Origin of the sequence: Cryobacterium glaciale, assembly GCF_004402535.1 — a bacterium.
Taxonomy (GTDB): domain Bacteria; phylum Actinomycetota; class Actinomycetes; order Actinomycetales; family Microbacteriaceae; genus Cryobacterium; species Cryobacterium glaciale.
This window is the reverse complement of the sequence record NZ_SOEY01000006.1, coordinates 109045-133377: the sequence shown is the minus strand read 5'-3', so window position 1 is coordinate 133377 and position 24333 is coordinate 109045. Positions and strand designations below refer to the sequence as shown.

Here is a 24333-nt window from a genome sequence, read left to right as displayed (position 1 = left end):
TGTCCTCTACTCCACCGTCTGTGCTCGACCATTCAGCCACGATCGACCGGCCTCCAGACCTTGACGATTGCTTGCTTTAGCCCAAGAGTACGTGCTGCGAGCCTGCTCGACAATGAAAATTCACGACCAGATTATTCACCGACCGGCCGGCGATCACCGCAGGGGTCAACCGCAGTGCAGCCAGTAGAAACTTTGCGCCCCGAGGGTAAGGGTGAGGGCGCCCTCCTCGTTGAAACTGGGAAAGACGGCGCCGCCGAACAGGTCGTAAAGCCGGGTACCTGCCATGTCGACATCCTCGATGGTGAATGCGACCGGGTTGTGCGAGAAGCTGAACACGCACATCACGGTTTCCGGCTGATCGCCGAACATGGAACCAGAGCCGGCGTAGCTGCGGGTGAACACGAGCACCGATTCGTGATTGGTCTTCAGCACCCGAATCGTGCCCAGCCCGAAGGTCGGGTGCGCCTTGCGCACGTGGATAACGTTACGGATCCAGTGCAGGAGCGAACCGGACTGGGCCAGCTGGGACTCCACGTTGGTCTGCGTGAAGTTGTAGACCAGCGACTGCACGATGGGCAGGAACAGCTTGCCGGGGTCGGCATCGGAGAAACCGGCATTGCGGTCCGGGGTCCACTGCATGGGGGTTCGGGAACTGTCGCGGTCGGGCAGCCAGATGTTGTCACCCATACCGATCTCATCGCCGTAATAGAGGAACGGGCTGCCCGGCAGGGCAAACAGCAGGGCATGGGCGAGCTCCAACTCGGCCCGAGAATTGTCGAGCAGCGGGGCCAGCCGCCTGCGAATGCCGATATTGGCGCGCATCCGTGGGTCGTAGGCGTACCAGCCATACATGGCCTGCCGATATTCCTCGCTGACCATTTCCAGTGTGAGCTCGTCGTGATTGCGGAGGAACACGCCCCAGCCGGCGCCGTCGGGAATGTCGGTCGTCTCGGAGAGCACCCGCACCAATTCGTTGGCTTGCTGGGAGCGCAGGGAGTAGAAGATGCGCGGCATCACGGGAAAATCGAACGCCATATGGCATTCCGGTTCGTCCTCGGTGCCGAAGAATGCCGCAACTTCGCGCGGCCACTGATTGGCTTCGGCGATCATGACCCGGCCGGGGTAGTCCCGGTCCACCATGGAGCGCAGCCGCTTGACGAACTCGTGCGTCGGCGGCTCGCCCTCGCCGTTGCCCTCTTCGGACTCGAACAGGTAGGGGATGGCGTCCAACCGAAAGCCGTCGACGCCCAGGTCCAGCCAGAAGCGCACGACATCGAAAATGGCTTCCTGAACCGCAGTGTTCTCGAAGTTGAGGTCGGGCTGGTGTGAGAAGAACCGGTGAAAAAAGAACTGGCGGCGCACCGGATCAAAGGCCCAGTTCGATTCCTCGGTGTCGGTGAAGATGATGCGGATGTTGGGATACCGCTCGTCGGTGTCGCTCCAGACGTAGAAATCTCCGAACGGGCCGTCGGGGTCTTCGCGGGACTGCTGGAACCATTCGTGCTGATCCGAGGTGTGATTCAGCGGAAAGTCGATCACGATGCGCATATTCCGTTCGTGCGCTTTGGTCACGAGGTCCTTGAACTCTTCCAAAGTACCGAATTCGGGCAGGATCGTGCGGTAGTCGGCAACGTCGTAGCCTCCGTCCTTGAGCGGAGAATTGAAGAACGGCGGAATCCACAGGGCATCGATGCCGAGCCACTGCAGGTAATCGAGCTTCGACACCAGGCCGGCCAGGTCTCCGGACCCGTCGGCATTACTGTCGACAAAGGATCGAACCATGACCTCATAGAAGACGGCGCGGCGATACCACCGCGGATCGAGGGCCAAACCGGGCAACTGAATGGGTGCGGTGAAGCTCACGGCGTTCCTTCCGTCCCCGCAAAGGGCTCTCTCGATGCAATGGTGGCTCGAGTCTAGATCGACCACCCCGGTGCGCGTCCAGCCTTGCGCAAGTCTCGCGCCTAAACTAGGGCCGATGATCGTTTCTTCTCCCTACGACAGGCTCCTGCAGAGCCTCCCGGTGCGCGAGCTCACCGCATCCGTACCCGGCACCGAACGCCAGTGCAGTGACACGCGGTACTGGGATTACGGCGACCCCGGTGCGTCTACCACCCTGGTGCTGGTACATGGCTTTCGGGGCGATCACCACGGCCTGCAGCTGGTCGTGGCCGAGTTGCTCGGCGAGGATCCGGTTACACCGGACCTGCGCATCGTGGCACCGGACCTGCCCGGTTTCGGCCAGTCAGCTCCGTTCCGCGACGGGGGACATTCCCTCTCGGCCTACGCCGGCTGGCTCCAGGAATTTCTCCGCGTGCTGGCTCCGACCGGGCGAATGGTGGTGCTGGGCCATTCTTTCGGCTCGATCGTGGTCGCTGCGGCCGTCGCAGACGGGCTGGCCGCCGACGAGGTCGTCCTGGTCAATCCGATTGCCGCGCCGGCACTGTCCGGACCGCGCGGCGTGCTGACCCGCCTGGCGGTGTTCTATTACTGGGCGGCGGCGGCCCTTCCGGAGCGCTGGGGCTACGCGCTGCTGCAGAACCGTGCCATTGTGCGCATCATGAGCGTGAGCATGGCCAAGACTCGCGATGCGCAGCTGCGACGCTGGATTCACAACCAGCACGACTTGTACTTCAGTGCCTTCGCCGATCGCCGGGTCGTGATGGCCGCCTTCACCGCCTCGGTGAGCCACGATGTGGGCGAGTTCGCTGCACAAATCCGGCAGCCCACGCTGCTGATCGCCGCCGACAAAGATGACATCACACCGCTCGCCGCGCAGTATCGGTTGGCGACCATGTTTCCGAACGCGACAGTGCGGGTCATTGAGAATGTCGGCCACCTCATCCACTACGAAAAGCCGAAACCCGCCGCCGCATTCATCCGGGAATTTCTGGCGGAGGAGCGCCCGCTGTGAGGATTGTCGTCGACTGCCGTTATGTGCGCCTCGATCAGCATGACGGCATCAGCCGGTACACCGCGGGGCTGGTCACCGAACTGGGCCGACTGCATCCGCTCATCATGCTGATCAGCGACCATCGGCAGCTACGGATGCTTCCGGCTCTGCCCTGGCAGTTGATGCGCGCACCGACCAGCCTCTTCGAACCGCTGGTCGCACTGTCGGTCAACCGGCTGAAACCCGACGTCGTCTTCAGCCCGATGCAGACGATGGGATCCTGGGGCCGCAAGTACCGCTTGTTCCTGACCGTGCATGACCTGATCTACTACCGTAACCGCACACCGCCGCGCGATCTCTCCCCGTTCATCCGGCTGCTCTGGCGGGCCTACCACCTGTCCTGGTGGCCACAGCGGATGCTGTTGAATGGCGCCGACGGCGTCGTGACGGTATCCGAGACCACGCGTTCACTGATCAGGGAACACCACCTCACCCGGCGTCCGATCACCGTGGTGCCGAACGCCGCCGATGCCGCACCGGGTCTGCCCGGTCACCGGAGCATTCCGGAAACTACCCGGCTGATCTATATGGGTTCCTTCATGCCGTACAAGAACCTCGACACGCTCGTGCTGGCCCTGGCCGACCTGCCCGAATACGAACTGCACCTGCTCAGTCGGGTGTCGTCGACCGAACGGGCTCGGCTGGGCCGGCTGGCACCGCAAGCCCGCCTTGTCTTCCACGACGGGGTCAGCGACGAGCAATATCACCGCCTGTTGCGCTCGGCGACCGCGCTCGTGACCGCCTCGCTCGATGAGGGCTTCGGAATTCCCCTGGTCGAGGCGATGAGTCTTGGCATCCCCGTCGTCGTCAGCGACATTCCGATCTTTCGAGAGATCGGTGGCGACGCCGCGCTGTACTTCGAGCCGCGTAGTGCGGAGGCGCTCGCCACGGTCGTGCGTCAGCTGGCAATCCCGGGGGAGTGGGCGGAGCGATCCGCCCGGTCGGTCGATCAGGCGGCCGGCTTCACCTGGGCGGCGTCGGCCCGTACCCTGCTCGGGGTACTCGAGGGACAAGCTCCCAGTGGCGGGGTACCGCGCGGTCAGCGGTGAGGGATCAGAACACCGGAGGACCGGCGGCCTCGCCGCGATCGCCGTGGGACCGCAATGTTGTGTCGAAATGCGTCAGCAGGAGTTGATCATTCTCCCACCGAAAATCGTGCACGGAGCCGTTGGCGATGAATTCACCGTGCCTCGGCCGGTCGCCCGCGGTGACGTGGCGCAGCAGTGTGCCGATGATGCCTCCGTGGCTGAGCACGAGCACGCGCTGGCCCGCTCGCCCGTCGGCGGCGAGCGTCGCCAGGGCGACCAGCACCCGGTCAACGACATCTCGCCGGGTTTCCAGCCCGGGAACAGCGACACCATCGGGAAAGCGAATCTGACGCTCAGCGAACGTGAGCCCCTCAATTGCGCCATGGTGACGTTCGGTGAGCGCGGCAACTATCTGCGGGTCGTTCAGACCGAGCTCTGCGGCGATGATGCGGGCGGATTCTGCCGCGCGAACCAGCGGACTGGTCACAATGGTATCCCAGCGGCGGCCGGCAAGACGCACCGCGGCGGCGACGGACTCGGCTCGTCCCGTTGCGTTGAGGGGGATGTCCGTGCTGCCCTGGATGCGATGGTGCAGGTTCCAGTCCGTCTGGCCATGACGAACGATGGAAAACAACGTCATCATTGGTTCACCCCTGCCCGGGTGATTCGTGGGGTGCACAAGCGCGGTCAGCCCAGCAGCCGGGCGGCCAGGGCAGCGAGGGTTTCGGAGGTACCGGCCTCAAGTTTGTGCAGCGCGCGCCCATCCCCCTTGGTCACGCCGCGGTTGATCACGATGATGGGCAGTTTGCGCCGGCGAGCCTGTTCCACCAGACGGATGCCGGAATTCACGGCCAGCGACGAACCGGCCACGATGAGGGCGTCGGCACCCTGAATCAAAGCGGATGCCTCCAGAAACGTTTCAGCGGGTACGAGTTCACCGAAGAACACGACATTCGGTTTGAGCATGCCGCCGCAGACGGTGCAGTCCGGCACGACGAAGTCATCGATGTTGCCCACGTCGGCATCGCCGTCAGGGGCTATGTGGATGCTCTCCGGGTCGCGGAGCACCGGATTGTCGGTCTCGAGCCTGGCGGCGATGCTGTCGCGGCCGAAGGCCTGACCGCAGGCCAGGCAGATCACTCGGTCGAGGGATCCGTGCAGCTCGACGACGTGTCGTGAGCCGGCGCGGGTGTGCAGGCCATCGACGTTTTGGGTGATGACCCCGACGATGGCTCCGGCGCGTTCCAGTTGCACGAGGGACCGGTGCCCGAGGTTGGGTGTGGCCCGGTGGAACACCCTCCAGCCCAGGTGGCTGCCGGCCCAGTAACGTTTACGGGACCGTTCGTCGGCGATGAAAGTCTGGAAGGTCATCGGGGTGCGCGTCGGCGCACCCTCGCCGCGATAGTCCGGAATTCCGGAATCGGTACTGAGGCCGGCTCCGGTGAGCACCGCGGCACGCTTGCCGCGCAGCAACGTCGCGACAGCATCCACTGCGCGCTCGGAATCAAGGGCGAGCGCCGAGGCGAGTGCGGCGGCGGTGTCGGGAGCGTCGGCCGGCTCGAGCGCGTCGACCAGTACCGTGTCGCTGGGCGGGGCCGAGTCGGCAGTCATCGGCGCTCCTTTCGGGCCAGGGCGAACAAGAGCAAATGCTCGTCCCTTGATTCTAAACTCGTCTGTTTTCCTGTTTGACTACCCACCTGTCAGGCTTGGCCTCAAACACTCATCTCGAAAGGCACTTTTTCGTGCAGATCACCCGCATTACCGACCTGTCCAGTGCGGGTCTCGCCGACTATTCGCGTTTGACCGATGTAGCCCTCCGTCGAGTTCTGGAACCGGCTGGCGGCCTGTACATCGCTGAGTCGCCCAAGGTCATCGCCCGGGCGCTGAACGCCGGACATCGGCCCCGTTCCCTGCTCATTCAGGAACGGTGGATGCCCGACGCCGAGCGACTGCTCGCCGACTGGCCGGACGTGCCGGTCTATGTCGGTGAGGCGAGCGTGCTGGAACAGTTGACCGGCTACAACCTGCACCGCGGCGCCCTCGCCGCCATGCACCGGCCCGCGCTCGAGCCGGTCGAGGAACTGCTGACGCATGCCCGCCGCATTGTGATCCTGGAAGACATCGTGGACCACACCAATGTCGGTGCGATCTTTCGTTCCGTTGCCGGGCTCGGTGCCGACGCGGTACTGATCACCCCTCGCTGCGCAGACCCGCTCTACCGGCGCAGCGTGCGAGTGAGCATGGGCACCGTGCTGCAGGTGCCCTGGACTCGCCTGCCGGAGTGGAGCGTCGCCACTCCGCTGTTGCACGCGGCCGGCTTTCACCTGGCCGCCCTGGCGCTTTCCGATGACGCGGTGTCGCTCGATGTGTTCGCCGGTGCGCCGCCCGAGCGACTCGCGATCATCCTCGGTGCTGAGGGCGACGGGCTCAGCCAGCACGCTCTCGCCGCAGCCGACACGATCGTGACGATTCCGATGCTGCACGGCGTTGACTCGCTCAACGTCGCCTCCGCGAGCGCCGTCGCGCTCTACGCCCTGCGCAGTCGTTCGTAACCCCGGAAGCACTTGATGGACGACACGAAGAAGTTAGGCTGAACGGATGTCTCCCTCTCGACGTGTAATCCTCCAGCGACGGCGACTGGCCGTCTTCAGCGTTGTGCTCGTCGTGCTGGGCAGCGTCGGATATATCGGCGCCACCAACCTGGCTCCCGTGCCGGCGAGCGCCGCAGCCCTCGTGCAGCCCGCCGACCTCACCCAGCCGATAGCCGCACCGACCTGGCCCTCCTTCGGTGCGAGCGCCATTGGCGCGGTCGGGTTTCCCGGTGTTCTGGCTTCGAGCGGCGCAGAAGACACGGTTCCCATTGCGAGCATCACCAAGATGGTCACCGCCCTCGTCATCCTCGACGCGAAGCCGCTCGGCGCTGGCGAGGCTGGGCCCGACATCACGTTCACCGACGCCGACGTGGACATCTACTACGACGTGGTCGCCGAAAACGGTTCGGTGGCCCCCGTCGTGGCCGGAATGGTGCTCTCCCAGCGGCAGGCCTTTGAGGCGATGCTGCTGCCGTCGGCCAACAACTACGCCGCCTCCCTCGCGGTCTGGGCGTATGGATCCGTTGACAACTACCTGGCAGCGGCGAAAGCCTGGCTGGACGGCAATGCTCTGGCCCATACCAGCGTCGCAGACACCAGCGGTCTATCCGCTTCGAGCGTGAGCAGCACGGCCGACCTCGTGGAGATCGGCAAGCTCGTCGTCGGCCACCCGGCCCTCGCCGAGATCGTGGCCCTGCCCTCGGCGGTGCTGCCCGTGATCGGCACCATCACCAACACCAACAAGCTGCTCGGCCGTGATGGTGTCGACGGCATCAAGACGGGAACCACGGATGTGGCCGGAGCCTGCTTGTTGTTCTCGACCGACTTCACGGTCGGAACCAACACGGTCACCCTCGTCGGAGTGGTGCTCGGCGGAGACACGCACTCCGAGCTCAATTCTGCGATTTCCGAGCTCATCACGAGCGTGCAGCCCGGGTTTCACGAGGTCGTGCTGGCTGAAGCCGGTGGCGTGTTCGGCAGTTATACGACGGAGTGGGGCGACGTGAGCGACATCGTAGCCGAGCGGGCGGCATCCGTTCTGGTCTGGTCGGACTCACCGATCACCGGTGCCGCGGCGGCCGCCGACGTGCAGCTTGGTCGAGCCGGCGACGAGGTGGGGGAGGTGTCCTTCACGATCGGCATGGGAACGCCGACGACGGTGACTGTGCCGCTCGAACTCCGGCGCACCCTGGCCGATCCCGGCCCGGCCTGGCGTATGGGGCACCCGGGCGAACTCGCTGGCGGCTGATCCACGGAGGACTCGCGGGTCAGAGCGGCGGCAGGGTGAAGGGGCCGGCCTCCGGCCGTTTGGGCAACACGTGGTCGCCGGAAGACTGGTGGCGCACCCGACGCAGCACCCAGGGTACGAGGTACTCGCGCGCCCAGGCGAAATCTTCGGTGCGGGCCTGACGCCAGCTGGTTCCGGGCATCGGCTCCGGCTCGCTCGGCTCCAGCGAGTTCTTCACATTGAGGGTCTTCAACACCATGCGCGCCACGGTGTGGTGTCCGAGCGCGTTGAGGTGCAGCCGGTCGGGCGCCCACAGGCGAGGGTCCTGGATTTCGGTCAGCTGCCACATGTCGGCCACGATGCAGTCATACTTTGACGCGATGGCCCGGATATTCTCGTTGTAGATGGCGACCTTGCCGCGAATGCTGCGAAAAACGGGAGAGAATCCCACGTCGGCTCCGGTGAACAGCACGACCGTCGCGCCGTCCCGGCTCAATCTGGAGATCGCCTCGTCACAGCGCGCCGCGATGAAATCCGGGTCGGTTCCGGGGCGAATGACGTCGTTGCCGCCGGCCGAGATCGTGATCAGGTCCGGGCGCAGCGCCAGCGCCGGCTCGATCTGTTCGTCGGCGATTTGCCGGATGAGTTTGCCGCGCACGGCGAGGTTCGCATAGGCGAAATCATCGGTCCCTTCGCTCAGTACCTCGGCGACCCGGTCCGCCCAGCCACGGTGCCCGCCGGGGCTCTGGTCTTCGGGGTCACCGATGCCCTCGGTGAACGAATCGCCGAGCGCGACGTAGCGCGACCATGGATGCTGTTGCTTCGTCATCAAACCATTCTGTCTGAACCCTGTGTCAACGGTGCAAACGGTGCCGTCGGCTACGAAGGTCGGCGGGCTTTGATAGATTTGGCAGAAGTGAATACTCCATCGGTTTTCGGTCCTGCACAGGGAACGAGTGCAGCCGAACACCTCTCGCCGTCCTTTCCCGAACGCGCAGCTTGGGGTACCGCCGGCAAGCTGCGGGCCTGGCAGGCCGAAGCGCTCGAAGCCTACTTTGTGCACGAACCCCGCGACTTCCTCGCCGCGGCCACGCCCGGTGCCGGCAAGACGACGTTCGCCTTGCGCCTGGCGGCCGAACTCCGGTCTCGGCGCACGATCGACCGCATTACCGTCGTCGCCCCGACCGAGCATCTCAAGAACCAGTGGGCCGATGCCGCGGCGCGCGCAGGCATCCGTCTCGATCCCATGTTCAAGAACGCCGACCGCAGTTACGGCAGCCATTATCACGGGGTCGTCGTCACCTACGCCCAGGTCGCCGCGCGCGCCGCCCTGCACAAGCAGCTCACCGAGTCGAGCCGCACCCTGGTGATCCTCGATGAAATCCACCACGGGGGAGACGCCCTGAGCTGGGGCGACGCGATCCGTGAGGCCTTTGGCCCGGCCACCCGCAGGCTGTCACTGACCGGTACCCCGTTCCGGTCAGACACGTCGCCGATCCCGTTCGTCAGCTATCTGCCCGACAAGCACGGCATCCGCATGTCGCAGAGCGATTACGCCTACGGGTACGGCCGCGCCCTCGCCGACGGCGTGGTGCGCCCGGTCATGTTCATGGTCTACGCCGGGCACATGAAGTGGCGCACCCGCGCCGGCGACGAGATGGAAGCCAAGCTCGGGGAGGGCAACACCAAGGACATCACGAGCCAGGCCTGGCGCACTGCCCTCGAGCCCAGCGGGCAGTGGATTCCGTCCGTCCTGCGCGCCGCGAATTCTCGCCTGACCGAGGTGCGGCACGGCATTCCGGATGCCGGTGGCCTCGTCATCGCCACCGACCAGACCACCGCACGCGCCTACGCGGTCATCCTCGAGGACATCTGCGGTGAACCCGTCACGATCGTGCTCTCCGATGAGAAGGAAGCGAGCGACCGGATCGACGAGTTCTCCAAGAACACCCGTCGCTGGATGGTCGCTGTGCGGATGGTGTCGGAGGGTGTCGATGTGCCGCGCCTCGCTGTCGGCGTCTACGCGACCAGCGCGGCCACGCCGCTCTACTTCGCGCAGGCGATCGGCCGTTTCGTGCGGGCCCGCCGGCGTGGGGAGACGGCATCCATTTTTCTGCCGAACGTCCCAGGACTGCTCAGCCTGGCCAACGCGCTCGAACTCGAACGTGATCACGCCCTCGATCGCAGCAACCGTGACGACGGCGACGACGGGATGTTCAACCCCGAGGACGCCATGGTCGCCGCAGCGAACAAGGAAGACAAGGCCTCTGACGAGCTCGGCCAGGACGATTTCACCTGGCAGGCCCTCGACTCGCAGGCAACCTTCGACATGGTCATGTTCGACGGCGACGAATTCGGAGAGCTCGCAGAACCGGGCACCGACGAAGAATTCGACTTCATCGGCATCCCGGGCCTGCTCGAACCGGAACAGGTCTCTGAGCTGCTGCGACAGCGCCAATCCCGTCAGTCCAAGCGGTCGACCGACAAGCGCAAAGATCCGGTGACCGGTGACATCGCCCCGCTCGAGCCACCGCCGCTGTACCGCACGCTCAAGGAACAGCGCACGCTGCTGTCGAGCCTCGTCGGCATGTGGTCGAAGCTGGCCAATGAGCCGCACGGCATGATCCACGCCGAGATGCGTCGGATCTGTGGAGGGCCCGCCGTCGCCCAGGCCAGCGTCACGCAGTTGCAGATGCGCATCGACCTGTTGCGCCGCCGCCTCGGTCGCAGCTAGCTCCGCAGTGGCGCCGACCGGGCGGCGGTCCCGGCGCCCACGGGCACGCGGGCAACCAGCAGTGCGGTGAGAATGTCGTCGAGGAGGTCATCGACGTGCTCTAACCCGATCGAAAGGCGCACGATGCCGGCGCCAGGGCGTGCCTCCGCCACGACCGGGCGGTGGGTCAGGGACGCCGGATGCTGGACAAGGGAGTCGACACCGCCGAGCGACACGGCGTGCGTGATCAGCCGCAGCGCCTCGGTGAAGCGCACGGCGGCGGCAAAGGAGCCGAGGTCCAGGGCGATCAGGGAACCGGCCCCGGCGCTCTGTCGGCCGATCAGCCCCTGCGGGTCCTGGCCGGGCAGGCCGGGGTAGAGCACACGGGTCAGCGCCGGGTGTTCGTTGAGCCGGGCAGCGATCAGACCCGCTGTGTGCTGTTGGGCGCGTACCCGAATCGGCAGGGTGCGCAGCCCGCGATGCAGCAGGTAGGCGTTGAAGGGCTGCAGTAAGCCACCGGTGAGCGCGCGCACCTGCCGCAGACGAACCATCCACTCTTGTGGCCCCGAGACGGTTCCGCCCATGGCATCGCCGTGCCCACCGAGGAATTTGGTCGCGCTGTGCAGCACCAGGGTCGCCCCCGACTCGATCGGGCGCGACAGCACCGGGGTAGCGAAGGTGTTGTCCACCAATACCGGAACATCTCCGGCAGCCGCCACGACCGCCCGAATATCGGTGAGCTCGAGGGTCGGGTTGGCCGGCGTCTCCAGAACCACCAGACCGGTGTTCGAACGGATGGCCCCAGCCACGCCGGCCAGATCGGTCCAGGTGACCGTCGTGCCGAGCAGCCCACTGGCCAGGACATGATCCGTTCCGCCGTAGAGGGGGCGCAGGGCCACGATATGGGGTTTGTCGGCGGTGACCGTCGCGATCAGCGTCGCGGTGAGGGCAGCCATTCCGGTGGCGAAGGCCACAGTGCCCTCGGCCCGTTCCAGGGCCGCGAGGGCAGTTTCGAACCGGGCGACTCCGGGCTGCCACAACCGCTGGTAGACGGCGGAGTCCCCGGGCTCCGGAGTCCCGCCGCTCGCCAGGTTCTCGTAGGACTCACCGCCCGCCTCCACGCCGCTCAGCGGATTCGTGGTCGACAGGTCGATGCTCGGAACGTGAACCCCTGCCTCGGCGAGACCGTCCATTCCGGCATGCACGGCCAGGGTCTCAATATGTGGCGTCAATGGCAGCATGTCCTTACAGAAGCAGATTCTGTGCGATCGTGCAAGGCTCGCTGCAGACCCTTGCAAAACTGTTCTTCACATCGCATAAACTCCTTGACAACGAGGGAGTCTCTTTATGGAATCGAAGAAGCCGGAACTTGACCGGGTCGACCGCGCACTGCTGCGCGCGCTGTCGGTCAATGCCAGGGCCTCGGGGGCGGCCCTGGCCGGCGAAATCGGCGTCGCCGAGTCCACCGTGTCCCTGCGCCTGCGCCGTCTGCAGCAGCTCGGCCACATTCGTGGCTACCGGGCCAATATCGACCTGGCCGCGCTCGGCGCCAGCCTGCAGGCTCTTATCTCGGTACGGCTGGCCAAGCACGCCAGGGTGCAGATCGATGACTTTCGTAACGCAGCCCCGCACTGGCCCGGCGTGATCGGCCTGTTCCACACCGCCGGTGCCGACGACTACCTGCTGCACGTTGCCGCAGCGGATGCCTCGCACCTGCGTGACTTCGTATTGGAACACCTCGCGGAGCATCCGGCCGTCGCCCACACCGAGACCAACCTGATCTTTGAGTACGTCGACGGTGACGGCTGGCAAGACCTGGTCAAATAGGCCCGGACCGGTTAACACAAGAACGCCCCCCGCCGAAGCGGGAGGCGTTCTTCGCAAGCTCTATTTAGAGGGCGCGGATGTTCTCGGCCTGAGGACCCTTGGGGCCCTGAGTTACCTCGAACTCGACCTTCTGGTTCTCATCGAGGGACTTGTAGCCGTTCGACGCGATCGCGGAGTAGTGCGCGAAAACATCGGCGCTTCCGTCGTCGGGTGCGATAAAGCCGAAGCCCTTTTCAGCGTTGAACCATTTCACGGTACCTGTTGCCATTTGTAAAACTCCTCCAGGAGTGTTAGACCGGCCCCGACTGTCGGGACCGTTCGTCGCGGTATTCGTCGTCCGCTTCCGAAAGGAATGTGGCGCACAAACCGCGATCCAGTTGAATCACTGTCGGTGCGTTTAAGACGTGCAAGCACTACAACTTCGTGTCCAACACTAGCCCACAAGTCTGGACGGTTTCAAAATTCCCAGCCTTTTCGACATGAAAGCGTTACGTTTACGGCCAGATTCGAGTGAACTCCCGGTCTACCACTGCCCGTGCAGGTCCAGGGCCACTGGTTCTCGACACGTGTTACGGCGTGTCATTCGGCTGTCACGAAGTCGATCAGGTGTTCCACGCGCCCTAAGAGTTGCGGTTCCAGATCGGCAAAAGTGCGCACGCGGCCGAGAATTCGCTGCCAGGCCCTGGCGATGTCGGCCTGTTCCTCGTGCGGCCAGCCGAGCGCGGCGCAGATTCCGTGTTTCCACTCGACACTCCGGGGCACATCCGGCCAGGCGGTGAGGCCCACCCGAGCCGGCTTGACCGACTGCCACACGTCGACGAACGGATGCCCCACCACGAGCACGTTCGCGGCGAACGGCCCGCGCTCCACAGCATCCGCGATGCGGCTCTCCTTGGAACCGGGTACGAGGTGGTCGACCAGCACCCCGACCCGACGACCAGGTCCCGGCCGGAATTCGCGGAGGATTTCGTCGAGGTTGTCGACCCCCTCGATGTACTCCACGACGACGCCTTCGATGCGCAGATCGGCGCCCCAGACCTTTTCCACCAGCTCGGCGTCGTGACGTCCCTCGACAAAGATACGGCTCGCGCGCGCGACCCTGGCCGGGGCATTCGGCACAGCGGTCGAGCCCGAGGCCGTGCGCACCCGGCCGAGGGCGGCGGCCATCGTCGGAGCCACGAGCGTCACCGGACGGCCGTCGATCAGAAACCCGGAGCCGAGCGGAAAGAGCCGCAGTTTGCCGTGCCGATCCTCCAGAGTGACGATCTTCTTTTCCACACGAATTACGGCACCGCAGAATCCCGTGGCGATCTCCTCGACGACCAGATCACGAGTAGCTTCCTGCGTCGGAATGATTCGGCGGCCGGCTTCGCGCCAGCCGGGGGAAAGCACGTCTGCACTGTATCGATCGTCCATTGCATCGACGCTAGCGGACAACCGCGAATCGCCCGGGCAGGGCGCGGTATTCTGGACCCATGTGTGGTCGATTCATCATTACCGATACAGCGCCCGATTTGGCGGCCATGTTCGATGTCGAACACGAGGGGGAGAACCTGCCTGAGCCGTCCTGGAATATCCGGCCGACCGAGCAGATTCCGATCGTGCTCGAATCCGCCAGAACCGATCCGCCCGTGCGCCGGCTGGAGTCGGCCCGCTGGTCGTTGATTCCGTCCTTTGCGACGGAAGCGACGTCTAAATTTCCAACGTTCAACGCTCGGGCAGAAACCGCCGCCGAGAAGCCGACCTTCAAGACTTCCGTGCGGTCACGGCGCGCCCTGGTACCGGCCACGGGGTATTTCGAATGGCACACCGAAGGCAACGTCAAGACGCCGTACTTCGTCCACTCCGACGATGGCCTGCCACTGGCCTTCGCCGGCCTGTTTTCCTGGTGGAAGAACCCTGCAGCCGCTGAGACCGATCCGGCGCGCTGGGTGTTGTCCGCCACCATCCTGACGACGGATGCCCACGGTCCCGTCGCGCAGATCCATGACCGCACCCCCGTAGCCCTGCCGGAGGAGTGGTGGGACCACTGGCTGGACCCGACCGCGGAGGGCGACCAGGCCCTCGTGGATGCCGCCGTAGCAGCTTCGCGGGCGGTCGTGGAGTCACTTGATTTCCACGAGGTCGCCCCGGTGACCGGCAACGGCCCAGAACTGATCGAGCCGATCGCCAACGATTCGATGTAATTGCACCGGGGCCCAACCGGTACGCTCGAATGAGTACGAATGATCCGTACGCTCAGATCAGTGACTGGCGAAATTACGCGGGCGCTGCCGTGAAAGGAACACCCATGAACATTGTCGCCTTCGTCGTCGCATTTGCGATCTTCGTCTTCGGTTTCTGGTTGTTCGGCCTGGCTTTCTCGGTTACCTCGCTGATGGCACCGATCTTCATTGGCGGAATCCTGTGCGTGTCGATTGCCATGGCGATCCCGTTCCACCTGCTGCGCGACTAGTCAGCGCCAACGTCGCGTCCGAACCGGCGAGAGCACCCGAGCCCGCGCAGCCGGACACGGCTCGCTCGCACCCTCGGCCCGGTGTCAGAATCCCGCGGTATCGTTGACCCTTCGATCGATTTCGCAGCGATTGTCCCGAACCCGGAAAGGTCCCGCCCAGGATGCAAGACAGCCCGGCCGCATCCACTCCCTACGAGGTCCTGGGCGTGAGCCCAACCGCGACCGACGATGAGTTGCGTCGCGCCTACCGGCTGCTGCTCCGCCAGACCCACCCCGATGTCGGCGGCAGCGCTCCCAAATTTCACGTCGTGCAGCTCGCCTGGGAACGCATCGGCAGCCCCGAAAACCGTGCTGCCTACGATCGTCGCCGCTTCGACGTCCCCGAACCGACCGCCACAACGGATGCCTACGCCGCCCCCTCCACCCGCGGTCCCGCCACGAAATCCAGCCTGAAAACCCGTATGCACGGTCATCCCGGCGGCCAGGCGCGGCTGAGATACCTCGATTTAGTGCGCGAATGGGCCGGCCGCGGCACGGTCATCGACGACCCGTACGCCCCCGCCCTCATTCGCAGTGCCCCGAAACTCGTGCGCCACTGCCTCGCCAAAGCCCTCGCCGAAGAGGCGACCGCCCTGCTCGTGGCCAACCTCGGCATCGGATTCACCGCCTGGCACGACATCGATACCGGCGGCCAGAGCGACAAACTCGACCACATCATCCTCGGCCCGGCCGGGCTGTTCGGCCTGCTCTCCGAGGACTGGGGCGGACCGGTGCAGCTGCGCCGCGGTGAACTGGCCGGCGACGACCTGCCCGAAGGGGAACGCCCGATTCACCGGTTCGACGATGCCGCCCGCTCCCTGACCCGCGGACTGAAGGTGCGGTTCACCGCCCTCATCGTCGTACTGCCGGACGGCGCGCTCGACGAACCCGTATCGCTGCCCAAGCGCGGCCGCAGGCCGATGATCATCGTCATCCCGCGTTCGTGCCTCGTCGGTGTGCTCCGCGACGGACTGGGCGGTATGGAACGCGGCAGCTTCGAGAAGGTGTTCGAGCTGCGCAGTACCCTGCAAAACGGCATCCGTTTCGTCAATAGCTAACCGTTACGCGGGCAACGCCAGCTTGTCGACCCAGTGTCGCAGGAACGTCGCCCCGGCCTCATCGTGAATCTGGTCGCCGATCACGATCACCGGGTACGGTCGTTCCAAAATCCCATCCGAGGGCCGCACGTCCACGTGCGAGACGTCGTAACCGGCCTCGTGCAGGTGGTCGGCCATGCGATAGTCGCTGCGGGAATCGCCCACCGAGCGCCACAGCCGGGGCAGCGGGCCGCCCTGCGCGAAATACGCGAGGACGCGCTTCGCAGCGTGGTCCTTGTCGAGGGTGACCGATTCGATATCGGTCGAGATGATCGTGGCGTCCAGCCGAAATGGAATTTCGCCGGAGGCATCCGCTGACTCGAGCTCGTTGAATCTGACGCCGAGCCCGTGTTTCACCAGGATGGCGAAGACCGCTGTGTTGAATTCGGGTTGGCGGGCACGAAAGTCGGACTGGCTCACATCGGTGCGCTGCTCGACCGAGATCATGGCCTGCTTGGTCTCGTCGAAGAACATCTCACTCGCAAACGACTGCGTGACCAGCTGGCGCACGTCGTCGACGACCGCCGGCGGCAACGCCACGTCCCGGTCGACGGCCACGTCACCCATGCCGTTCCGCTCGATCGGAAACCACACGGCGCCCTTTTCGCAGACGGCGTACATTCGGAACGTTTCCGGCAACCCCGCCGCCACGAGCGGGGCGACGACCTGCTCGCGAATGAAGCCGGCTGACCGCCCGGTGATGAATGCGATTGGCACGTGTCCGGCCGCGAGGGTGATCAGGTCGGTCAGAATGCCTGGCGTGGCAATGGTGCGCGTGATCGGGCTCGCAATCGGACCGTCGACGTCGAGGAGCAGTCCGAGTGGGGATACGGGCGTAGGCATCTCACCATCTTCCCATGGCGGCCGGTGCGCCATCAGGCGGTGACGGCAAGCGGATGCTGCGCCCACTGGCACAAGCGCCTATCGTTGCCAGTAATGATTACGCGACGAGAAGTAGCACTGCGCCTGGATATTCCCCTGGAGATGGCGGCCCGCCACGGGATTCCCTCGCGCCTCAGCGAGGGCCAACTCGCCAAGCTCGAGGCCGAACCGCCGGTCTGGCTGGTGCAGTCGCGCGCCAATCGCACCGGCAAGAAGCCGGTCTGGGTGCAGCTCACCTGCACGATTTGTGGGTACACCGAAGCCGTTCGCCCCAAGAAGTGGTGGCCGACCTTCACCTACATCAGTTGCTCCAACCACGGCTTCGACGAATTACCTGAGCCCGCCGCCGGATGTGGGCGCACCGAGTGCGACGGCATCGGCAGTCAGTTCATCGGCATCACCGACGAGGCGCCGCCCCAGGGCGAATCGGTCTGACGTCCCGCGGTCCGCGCACCTGAAAGTCCGCTGACCTGGCAGCTTTCAGGCATGCTCGGGGCGTACGATCCGGGTATGAATCCGAATGCACGAGGTCGTTGATCATGTCTCGCAATTCTCTCCGCTGGCTCCCAGCCATCGTCGTACCGGCCGTCGTTGTCGCCGCAGTCATCGCCGTGCCGCTCCAGGCCGGCGCTGCCGGCGATCTGCCCGACAAAACACCCGAGCAGGTGCTGCTCCTTGTGAATGACAGCACCGTGTCCGCCTTCTCCGGCACGGTCGCCCAATCAGCTGATCTAGGCCTGCCGTCCCTCGATCTCGGCGCTGGCATGGGTGAGGTCGCCCCCACCGAATCCTCGACCGGGGCGCTGACCACGGCCCTGGAACTGCTCAGCGGCTCGCACGATTTTCGGGTGTACGTCAAAGATGAGAACCGGTCCCGAGTACAGGTCAAGGACCGTATGTCGGAACGTAACGTGATCCACAACGGCAGCGACGTCTGGCTGTACGACTCGAGCAGCAACGCGGCGACCCACCTGAGCCTCCAGCCAGACCTCTCTGCCACCGCCGAGGCGAAATTGGCCGAACTGCAGTCGCAACTGCCGACCGAACTGTCGACGCCGGCCCAGCTCGCCGAGCGTTTTCTGGCCGAGCTCGACCCGAGTACGACGGTGTCGGTCGGTACCGACGCCCGGGTGGCCGGGCGCAGCGTCTACCAGCTGGTGCTCACGCCGAAGACGGCGGATACCCTCGTCGCATCCGTTTCTATCGCCGTTGACGCCGAGACCGGATTGCCTCTGCGGGTGACCGTGCTGGCTCAGGACCAGAGCGCACCGGCGCTTCAGGTCGGCTTCACCGCAATTGACTTCGCAGTTCCCGACGCCGCTCTGTTCGACTTCGTGCCGCCGGCCGGTGCCACGGTCACGGAGCAAACCTTCTCGAAAATGTCTGACGGCGCTCCCGGTGATGGCGTCGATCACGCCGGCGACCACAGCGCAGTGACGGGCGACATGCCCGTTGTTACGGGAACCGGCTGGTCCACCATCATCGAAGTGCCCGCAGCCACGGTACCGGCCGAGCTGGGGGACAACCCCATGGTCGACCAGCTGATGACTGCCGTCGACGGCGGGCGCGCTCTGACGACGTCCCTCCTGACGGTCTTCCTGGCCACTGATGGTCGCGTCTTTGTCGGCGCGGTCCCGCTCGCTCTGCTCCAGGCAGCCGCCGAGTGAGTTCTCCAGCAGTGCTGGTCATCGTACTGATATACCCCACGCTGTGACCGGCGATACTACGGAGCGAGACTTCGCGATCGAGAGCCGGGGGCTCACCAAGCGGTTTGGCAAGCAAACCGCTGTGAATAACATCGATCTCGCGGTTCCCCGCGGCTCCGTCTTCGGTTTTCTCGGACCAAACGGTTCCGGCAAGACCACCAGCATTCGCATGCTGCTCGCTCTGACCCAGGCCACGAGCGGCACGATCTCCGTGCTGGGCCACTCCATGCCGGACCGGCTCCACGACGTACTGCCCCGGGTCGGTGCCCTCGTCGAAGGGCCGGCCTTCTATCCCTTCCTCTCGGGTGCGGCCAACCTGCGCCGACTGGACACCGCCGACCGAAACGCACCGAGCATCACCCGCCGCGCCAGGGTGCAGTCCGCCCTCGAGCGGGTCGGGCTCTCCCATGCGGCAGACAAGAAGGTGCACGCCTATTCACTGGGCATGAAGCAGCGGCTCGGCATCGCCAATGCGCTGCTGCTGCCGCGCGAGCTGTTGGTACTCGATGAGCCCACCAACGGCCTGGATCCCCAGGGCACCCGGGAGGTGCGCAGCCTGGTGCGTTCCCTGGCGGCCGAGGGAACGACGGTGTTCGTTTCCAGCCATCTGCTCGCGGAGGTGGAGCAGATCTGCACTCACGCCGCCGTGATGAGCGCCGGCAGCATCGTCGCCCAGGGCACCCTGGCCGCGCTGCGGCAGGTCGGGGACACACGGGTGCGCGTGCGCACACCGGATGCCGCCGGTGCGGTCCGCGTGCTCACCCACCTCGGGCTGGAGCCGACACACGCTCCGAACGACGGTGCCGACCCGGACGTGGTCGCGCCGCTTCGCGGCTCCCACTGGCAGCCGGAGGCCATCGTGACGGCCCTCGTGGCCGGTGGGGTGCGCATCCGTGGTTTCCTCATCGAGGAGCCGAGCCTCGAAGAACGCTTCGTCGCCTTGACCGGGGAGGGTTTCGATGTCGTCCAGTGACGTTCTTGCGCCGAAAAGCGCCGACTTCCCCGCCCGCCGCGGGGGTGGCTGGAACCTGCTCGGATCCGAAATAGCGGTGCTGTTTCGCCGCCGTCGCACCTGGGCCATGCTCGTCGCCGTTGCACTCATCCCGATCCTGCTCGCCGTCGCGGTACGGTTGTCTTCGTCGACACTGGACCCGGGGGAGGGGCCGCCTTTCCTCGATCGGGTGACTCAGAACGGCCTGTTCGTCGGCTTCACCGCGATGGTCGTCGCCGTCCCCCTGTTTCTGCCGCTCACCATCGGTGTGGTCGCCGGTGACACGATCGCCGGGGAAGCCGGCCTCGGCACCCTGCGCTACCTTCTGGTGGCGCCGGCCGGCCGGGTGCGGCTGCTGCTGGTCAAGTTCACCGGTGCGGCCCTGTTCTGCCTCGTAGCGACGCTGACGCTCACTCTGTCCGGAGCGCTCATCGGTGCGGCGCTGTTCCCGGTCGGACCCGTCACTCTGTTGTCGGGCGACACCATCAGCGTGGCCGAATCGCTGCTGCGTTCGCTGCTCATGGCCGCCTACGTCACCGTCTCTCTGCTGGGTCTGGCGATGATCGGGCTGTTCATCTCCACGCTCACCGACGTTCCCGTTGGCGCTATGGCGGCGACGATCGTGGTCTCGGTCGTCGCCCAGATCCTCGACGTCATTCCGCAGCTGTCCTGGCTGCACCCCTGGCTGTTCAGCCACTATTGGCTCGGCTTCGCCGACCTGCTCCGGCAACCCCTCGACCTGGGCTCGTTCGGCCAGAACGCGATCGTGCAGGCGTGCTACCTGGCAGTTTTCGGGGCGCTGGCTTACAGCAGATTCGTCACCAAAGACATCCTGTCTTGATGCACAGCCGGAGAGACAAGCAAACTTAACGAGACAAGGCCGGATCCATGGGATCCGGCCTTGTGAACTGTCTCAACCAGTCCTCGTTGATCTCTCGAAAGAAATCTCCGTGTCCGAGATGGGAATTGAACCCACACGCCCTTAACGGGCACTGGCACCTCAAGCCAGCGCGTCTACCAATTCCGCCACCCGGACTGGGTGAAACGGCCTCCGGATGAACCGGCTGCCGAGGTAATAACTTAGCACGGTTTAGAACCCTCGTTGTGTCACTGCCCCCGGCACCGACCGGTAGCGTTTGATCATGGCTTCTTTCCCAAACGTGCCCCCGGCCCCACATTCCGCTGATTCAGCGGGGCCGTCCCGTGAGGACGTTCCTCAAAAACTAGACCTGACCGCAGAAATCGCGAGGGATCTCATCCGTTTTGACACCACAAACTATGGTGAGGGTCGTTCCAACGGCGAAACGGACGCCGCCGAGTACGTTGCCGAGAAGCTGCGCGCCCTCGGCCTCGCACCCCAGCTGTTCGATTCCGAACCGGGCCGAACCAGTGTGGTCGCGCGGGTGAAAGGGCGCGACGCCTCCCGGCCGGCGCTGGTCGTGCACGGGCACCTCGACGTTGTGCCGGCCGATGCGGCCAACTGGAGCGTCGACCCTTTCGCCGGCGTGATCAAGGACGGCCTGCTCTGGGGCCGTGGCGCGGTCGACATGAAGAACATGGATGCCATGATCCTGGCTTCCCTCCAGGACGTGATCAGCGCCCACGGTGCGCCCGAGCGAGACCTCATCATCGCGTTCTTCGCCGACGAAGAAGCGGGTGGCGTTCTCGGCTCGCACTTTCTCGTCAACGAGCACCCACACTTGTTCCACGGTGCGACGGAGGCGATCAGTGAGGTCGGCGGGTACTCGATCACACTCGGCGGAAAACGTGCATATTTGCTTCAAACCGGGGAGAAGGCCCTGATCTGGGTCAAACTCGTCGCCCGCGGCGAGGCGGGGCACGGCTCCCGCATGCACCCGAACAACGCGATCACCCGGCTTGCTGAGGCCGTGGCCAGGCTCGGTCGCCACGAATGGCCGATTCGGCTGACCGACACGACTGAGCAGCTGCTCGGTGAAATTGCCCGCATCCTGGACGTCGACCCTCAGCGGGTCGGCCCCGACGAGCTCGCCCTGGCGACCGGTACAGCCGCCGGCTTCATCCAGGCCAGCCTGCGCACGACCGCGAACCCGACCGGCCTGGCCGCCGGTTACAAGCACAACGTCATTCCCGACACGGCCCAGGCCCTCATCGACATCCGTTCCCTGCCGGGCGAGGAAGACCTCGTACTCGCCCAGATTCAGGAGATTGTCGGTTCCGACATCGAAATTGTGACGATGCACCGCGATATCGGCCTGGAAACGGAATTCAGGGGGCCGCTCATCGAGGCGGTCGTGAGCACCCTGGAGCGCCACGACCCCGGTGCTCCGGTATTGCCGTACCTGCTGTCCGCGGGAACCGACAACAAGGCGCTCAGCACGCTCGGCATCAAGGGCTACGGTTTCGCACCGCTCCGCCTCCCGGCCGACCTGGATTTCCCGGCAATGTTCCACGGTGTGGACGAGCGGGTACCGCTGGACGCATTAGTGTTTGGCAGGCAGGTTTTGACCGACCTGCTGTCAAACTATTGACGAAGTGAACCCCGCTCGGCGCAGCCGGGCTCGGGCTCCTGTGAGTATCCTGAGTGACCTGAGAAAGCGAAGCGTGTGGATTTTCTGAATGCGATCATCCTGGGCCTGGTCCAGGGATTGACCGAGTTCCTTCCGGTGTCCTCGAGCGCGCACATCACCATTGTCGGCCAGTTTCTCGGCACCGGTGAAGACCCTGGGGCTCGATTTACCGCCATCACGCAAATCGGCACCGAGGCAGCCGTCGTCATTTTTTTCTGGCGCGACATCGTGCGCATCATCGGTCAGTGGGCCAGATCCCTCACTGGCCGAGTCCCGCGAGCGGACCCGGATGCCCGCCTGGGCTGGCTGATCATTCTGGGCTCGCTGCCCATCATCATTCTGGGCCTGCTGTTCCAGGACCAGATCGAGACCGTGCTGCGCTCGCTCTGGATCACCGCCACCATGCTCATTGTCTTCGGCGTCCTGCTCGGCATTGCCGACTACGTCGGCGCCAAACGGCGCAAACTGCAAGACATCACCGTCGGCCACGGTGCAATCTACGGCTTCGCCCAGGCGCTCGCGCTGATCCCAGGCGTGTCCCGGTCGGGCGGAACCATCACCGCTGGCCTGTTCCTCGGCTATGAGCGCGCCGCCGCTGCCCGCTATGCCTTCCTGCTGGCGATTCCCGCCGTTCTCGGGAGCGGCTTCTTCCAGGTCTACAAGTCCATCGCCGAACCCTGCCTGGCCGGCGCGACCACCTGCACCCCCGAAATCTTCGGACCGCTCGAAACACTCGTGGCAACGATCATCGCCTTCGTCGTTGCCCTCGCCGTGATCGCCTTCTTCATGAACTACATTTCCAAACGGAGTTTTCTCCCGTTCGTGATCTATCGCATCGTGCTCGGCATCGTGCTGTTCGTGCTCCTCGGCACCAACGTCATCTCCGCGTAGCCGGCCCCTACAGCATGACCCCTGCCAACCGATCGCCGCAGCGAAGCTAGGCTGGTCGAATGCGTGCATGGGAACGACCCGACATTGTCTCTGTCCCCGGTGAGTCGAGTGCACCCTGGCTCCACGACACCAAAACCGACAGCCTCGTGCTGGCACGGCCGCTCGATGCCGCCCGCCTCTACGTCTGCGGAATTACACCCTACGACGCGACCCACATCGGCCACGCCAACACCTACCTGGCCTTCGACACCCTGCAGCGGGTCTGGATCGACGCCGGTTTCCGCGTGCACTACGCCCAGAACGTGACGGACGTCGACGATCCGCTTCTGGAACGCGCCACCGCCACCGGCGTGGACTGGCGTGAGCTGGCCGAATCGCAGGTTGAACTGTTCCGCACCGACATGGAGTCCCTCGGCATTATTCCGCCGAATGATTTCGTCGCCGTGACCGAGGTCATCGACGAGGTCGCCGCCGCCGTCGCGCTCCTGCAGGCAGCCGGGTTCGCCTACACCGTGCCGACGGACGATGCCATCGCAGGGGCTGACGGAACGATCGCAGCTGACCTGTATTTCGACATTCAAGCGGCTGAAACCAGCACAGACTGGACCCTCGGCGACGAGAGCAACCTCGACCTGGTCAGCATGCTCCGGCTGTTCGCCGAGCGCGGGGGAGACCCCGACCGGGCAGGCAAACGCGATCGCCTCGACCCGCTGCTGTGGAAAGCCGCTCGAGCCGGCGAACCGGCGTGGGAATCGATGGTCGGTGCCGGGAGACCCGGGTGGCACATCGAATGTTCGGTCATCGCCCTGAAAGAACTCGGCACCGATTTCACCGTGCAGGGGGGCGGCTCAGACCTGATCTTCCCGCACCACGACATGAGTGCCGGGCACGCACAGGCGCTGTCCGGACATCCGCTTGCCGGCGTCTACAGCCACACCGGAATGGTGGCGTATCGGGGCGAGAAAATGAGCAAGTCCCTCGGAAACCTCGTTCTGGTCTCAAGGCTGCGCGCCGGCGGTTTCGACCCGCGCGCGATTCGACTGGCGCTCCTGGCCCGGCACTACCGCACCGACTGGGAATGGACCGCAGCGCTATTGGACGAGGCCGTCGTGCGCCTGTCCGTGTGGACTGCGGCCTTCGGAGCTGCGGCCGTGACCACTGCCGCGGGCGCAGCTGGCACGGCGACGACCGGTGCGTCCGCCGAGCTTGTGCAATCCCTCCGGCTCGCGCTCCGCCATGACCTCGACACTCCAGAGGCCCTGCAGCTCATCGACGACGCGGTCGACGTCCCGCTCGATGACCTCGGCCTGGTCAACCGTGCGATCAGCGCACTGCTCGGCGTTGCGCTGTAGCGCTGCCATTCCGCGGGCGTGATCCCCGCGG

At 65.2% G+C, this 24333-nt stretch carries 24 protein-coding genes and 1 tRNA gene; 16 read left to right on the top strand and 9 right to left on the bottom strand.

Features of this window, described 5'->3' with window-relative positions; genetic code table 11:
* Positions 1-165: 165 nt before the first annotated feature.
* A complete protein-coding gene (gene treS / locus E3O06_RS02360) occupies positions 166-1863 on the bottom strand; it encodes a maltose alpha-D-glucosyltransferase (protein WP_134501417.1) in 1698 nt (565 codons plus the stop codon).
* Positions 1864-1978: 115 nt separating this feature from the next.
* On the opposite strand from treS, the gene E3O06_RS02355 reads away from it, so the two are divergent.
* Positions 1979-2914 (top strand): alpha/beta fold hydrolase, encoded by a 936-nt coding sequence (locus E3O06_RS02355; RefSeq protein ID WP_134501416.1) that lies wholly within the window; start codon positions 1979-1981, stop codon positions 2912-2914.
* Complete coding sequence (locus E3O06_RS02350; protein WP_134501415.1) at positions 2911-4002, top strand: glycosyltransferase family 4 protein; 1092 nt, start codon at positions 2911-2913, stop codon at positions 4000-4002. The genes E3O06_RS02355 and E3O06_RS02350 overlap by 4 nt, the downstream gene beginning before the upstream one ends.
* A gap of 4 nt (positions 4003-4006) precedes the next feature.
* On the opposite strand, the gene E3O06_RS02345 is transcribed toward E3O06_RS02350, so the two are convergent.
* Together E3O06_RS02345 and E3O06_RS02340 are read right to left on the bottom strand one after the other, a co-directional pair.
* Complete coding sequence (locus tag E3O06_RS02345) at positions 4007-4624, bottom strand: histidine phosphatase family protein (RefSeq protein WP_241979821.1); 618 nt, start codon at positions 4622-4624, stop codon at positions 4007-4009.
* Positions 4625-4668: 44 nt separating this feature from the next.
* Complete coding sequence (locus E3O06_RS02340) at positions 4669-5592, bottom strand: Sir2 family NAD-dependent protein deacetylase (RefSeq protein WP_134501414.1); 924 nt, start codon at positions 5590-5592, stop codon at positions 4669-4671.
* A gap of 131 nt (positions 5593-5723) precedes the next feature.
* Here E3O06_RS02340 and E3O06_RS02335 point away from each other — a divergent pair, with 131 nt between their 5' ends.
* Both E3O06_RS02335 and E3O06_RS02330 read left to right on the top strand, forming a co-directional pair.
* Entirely contained in the window at positions 5724-6533 is an 810-nt protein-coding gene (locus E3O06_RS02335; protein WP_134501413.1) for a TrmH family RNA methyltransferase, read from the top strand.
* Between the two features lie 46 nt (positions 6534-6579).
* Positions 6580-7821, top strand: coding sequence for a D-alanyl-D-alanine carboxypeptidase family protein (locus tag E3O06_RS02330; protein ID WP_241979820.1), 1242 nt, complete (start codon positions 6580-6582; stop codon positions 7819-7821).
* Positions 7822-7840: 19 nt separating this feature from the next.
* Here E3O06_RS02330 and E3O06_RS02325 read toward each other — a convergent pair whose 3' ends face one another.
* Positions 7841-8629, bottom strand: coding sequence for an SGNH/GDSL hydrolase family protein (locus E3O06_RS02325; RefSeq protein WP_134501412.1), 789 nt, complete (start codon positions 8627-8629; stop codon positions 7841-7843).
* Positions 8630-8716: 87 nt separating this feature from the next.
* On the opposite strand from E3O06_RS02325, the gene E3O06_RS02320 reads away from it, so the two are divergent.
* Positions 8717-10534 carry a DEAD/DEAH box helicase gene (locus E3O06_RS02320; RefSeq protein ID WP_241979819.1) on the top strand — a complete coding sequence of 606 codons (1818 nt, stop codon included), beginning with the start codon at positions 8717-8719 and terminating at the stop codon, positions 10532-10534.
* Here E3O06_RS02320 and E3O06_RS02315 read toward each other — a convergent pair.
* On the bottom strand, positions 10531-11754 hold the full coding sequence (locus E3O06_RS02315) for a trans-sulfuration enzyme family protein (protein ID WP_134501410.1): 1224 nt from the start codon (positions 11752-11754) through the stop codon (positions 10531-10533). The two genes, E3O06_RS02320 and E3O06_RS02315, sit on opposite strands and share 4 nt — an antisense overlap.
* A 106-nt stretch (positions 11755-11860) precedes the next feature.
* Here E3O06_RS02315 and E3O06_RS02310 point away from each other — a divergent pair, with 106 nt between their 5' ends.
* Entirely contained in the window at positions 11861-12340 is a 480-nt protein-coding gene (locus tag E3O06_RS02310; RefSeq protein ID WP_134501409.1) for an Lrp/AsnC family transcriptional regulator, read from the top strand.
* Between the two features lie 64 nt (positions 12341-12404).
* Here E3O06_RS02310 and cspE read toward each other — a convergent pair whose 3' ends face one another.
* Positions 12405-12608: a transcription antiterminator/RNA stability regulator CspE gene (gene cspE, locus E3O06_RS02305; RefSeq protein WP_035840308.1), complete on the bottom strand. Its 204-nt coding sequence runs from the start codon at positions 12606-12608 to the stop codon at positions 12405-12407.
* A gap of 311 nt (positions 12609-12919) precedes the next feature.
* Positions 12920-13756, bottom strand: coding sequence for a DUF3097 domain-containing protein (locus E3O06_RS02300; RefSeq protein ID WP_134501408.1), 837 nt, complete (start codon positions 13754-13756; stop codon positions 12920-12922).
* 59 nt (positions 13757-13815) lie between these two features.
* On the opposite strand from E3O06_RS02300, the gene E3O06_RS02295 reads away from it, so the two are divergent.
* The 3 genes from E3O06_RS02295 to E3O06_RS02290 all read left to right on the top strand — a co-directional run bounded on the left by E3O06_RS02295 (position 13816) and on the right by E3O06_RS02290 (position 15892).
* Positions 13816-14526: an SOS response-associated peptidase gene (locus E3O06_RS02295; protein ID WP_134501407.1), complete on the top strand. Its 711-nt coding sequence runs from the start codon at positions 13816-13818 to the stop codon at positions 14524-14526.
* Between the two features lie 104 nt (positions 14527-14630).
* On the top strand, positions 14631-14795 hold the full coding sequence (locus tag E3O06_RS17400; protein ID WP_166788074.1) for a hypothetical protein: 165 nt from the start codon (positions 14631-14633) through the stop codon (positions 14793-14795).
* A 161-nt stretch (positions 14796-14956) separates the two neighbouring features.
* Positions 14957-15892: a J domain-containing protein gene (locus E3O06_RS02290; RefSeq protein ID WP_134501406.1), complete on the top strand. Its 936-nt coding sequence runs from the start codon at positions 14957-14959 to the stop codon at positions 15890-15892.
* Between the two features lie 3 nt (positions 15893-15895).
* On the opposite strand, the gene E3O06_RS02285 is transcribed toward E3O06_RS02290, so the two are convergent.
* A complete protein-coding gene (locus E3O06_RS02285; protein WP_134501405.1) occupies positions 15896-16774 on the bottom strand; it encodes a hypothetical protein in 879 nt (292 codons plus the stop codon).
* A gap of 93 nt (positions 16775-16867) precedes the next feature.
* Between E3O06_RS02285 and E3O06_RS02280 the strand changes: the two genes are divergently transcribed.
* From E3O06_RS02280 to E3O06_RS02265, 4 genes are all read left to right on the top strand, one after another.
* Positions 16868-17248, top strand: a complete 381-nt coding sequence (locus E3O06_RS02280) for a hypothetical protein (protein ID WP_134501404.1) — start codon at positions 16868-16870, stop codon at positions 17246-17248.
* Positions 17249-17352: 104 nt separating this feature from the next.
* Entirely contained in the window at positions 17353-18480 is a 1128-nt protein-coding gene (locus tag E3O06_RS02275) for a LolA family protein (protein ID WP_134501403.1), read from the top strand.
* Positions 18481-18601: 121 nt separating this feature from the next.
* A complete protein-coding gene (locus E3O06_RS02270; RefSeq protein ID WP_338144789.1) occupies positions 18602-19492 on the top strand; it encodes an ABC transporter ATP-binding protein in 891 nt (296 codons plus the stop codon).
* Positions 19479-20351 (top strand): ABC transporter permease, encoded by an 873-nt coding sequence (locus E3O06_RS02265; protein WP_134501401.1) that lies wholly within the window; start codon positions 19479-19481, stop codon positions 20349-20351. The genes E3O06_RS02270 and E3O06_RS02265 overlap by 14 nt, the downstream gene beginning before the upstream one ends.
* A gap of 110 nt (positions 20352-20461) precedes the next feature.
* On the opposite strand, the gene E3O06_RS02260 is transcribed toward E3O06_RS02265, so the two are convergent.
* Positions 20462-20546 (bottom strand) — tRNA-Leu (locus E3O06_RS02260).
* A 106-nt stretch (positions 20547-20652) separates the two neighbouring features.
* Between E3O06_RS02260 and E3O06_RS02255 the strand changes: the two genes are divergently transcribed.
* From E3O06_RS02255 to mshC, 3 genes are all read left to right on the top strand, one after another.
* Positions 20653-22020: a M20/M25/M40 family metallo-hydrolase gene (locus E3O06_RS02255; protein ID WP_134501400.1), complete on the top strand. Its 1368-nt coding sequence runs from the start codon at positions 20653-20655 to the stop codon at positions 22018-22020.
* A gap of 75 nt (positions 22021-22095) precedes the next feature.
* Complete coding sequence (locus E3O06_RS02250) at positions 22096-22950, top strand: undecaprenyl-diphosphate phosphatase (protein WP_134501399.1); 855 nt, start codon at positions 22096-22098, stop codon at positions 22948-22950.
* A 59-nt stretch (positions 22951-23009) separates the two neighbouring features.
* Positions 23010-24302: a cysteine--1-D-myo-inosityl 2-amino-2-deoxy-alpha-D-glucopyranoside ligase gene (gene mshC, locus E3O06_RS02245; protein WP_134501398.1), complete on the top strand. Its 1293-nt coding sequence runs from the start codon at positions 23010-23012 to the stop codon at positions 24300-24302.
* Positions 24303-24333 lie beyond the last annotated feature (31 nt).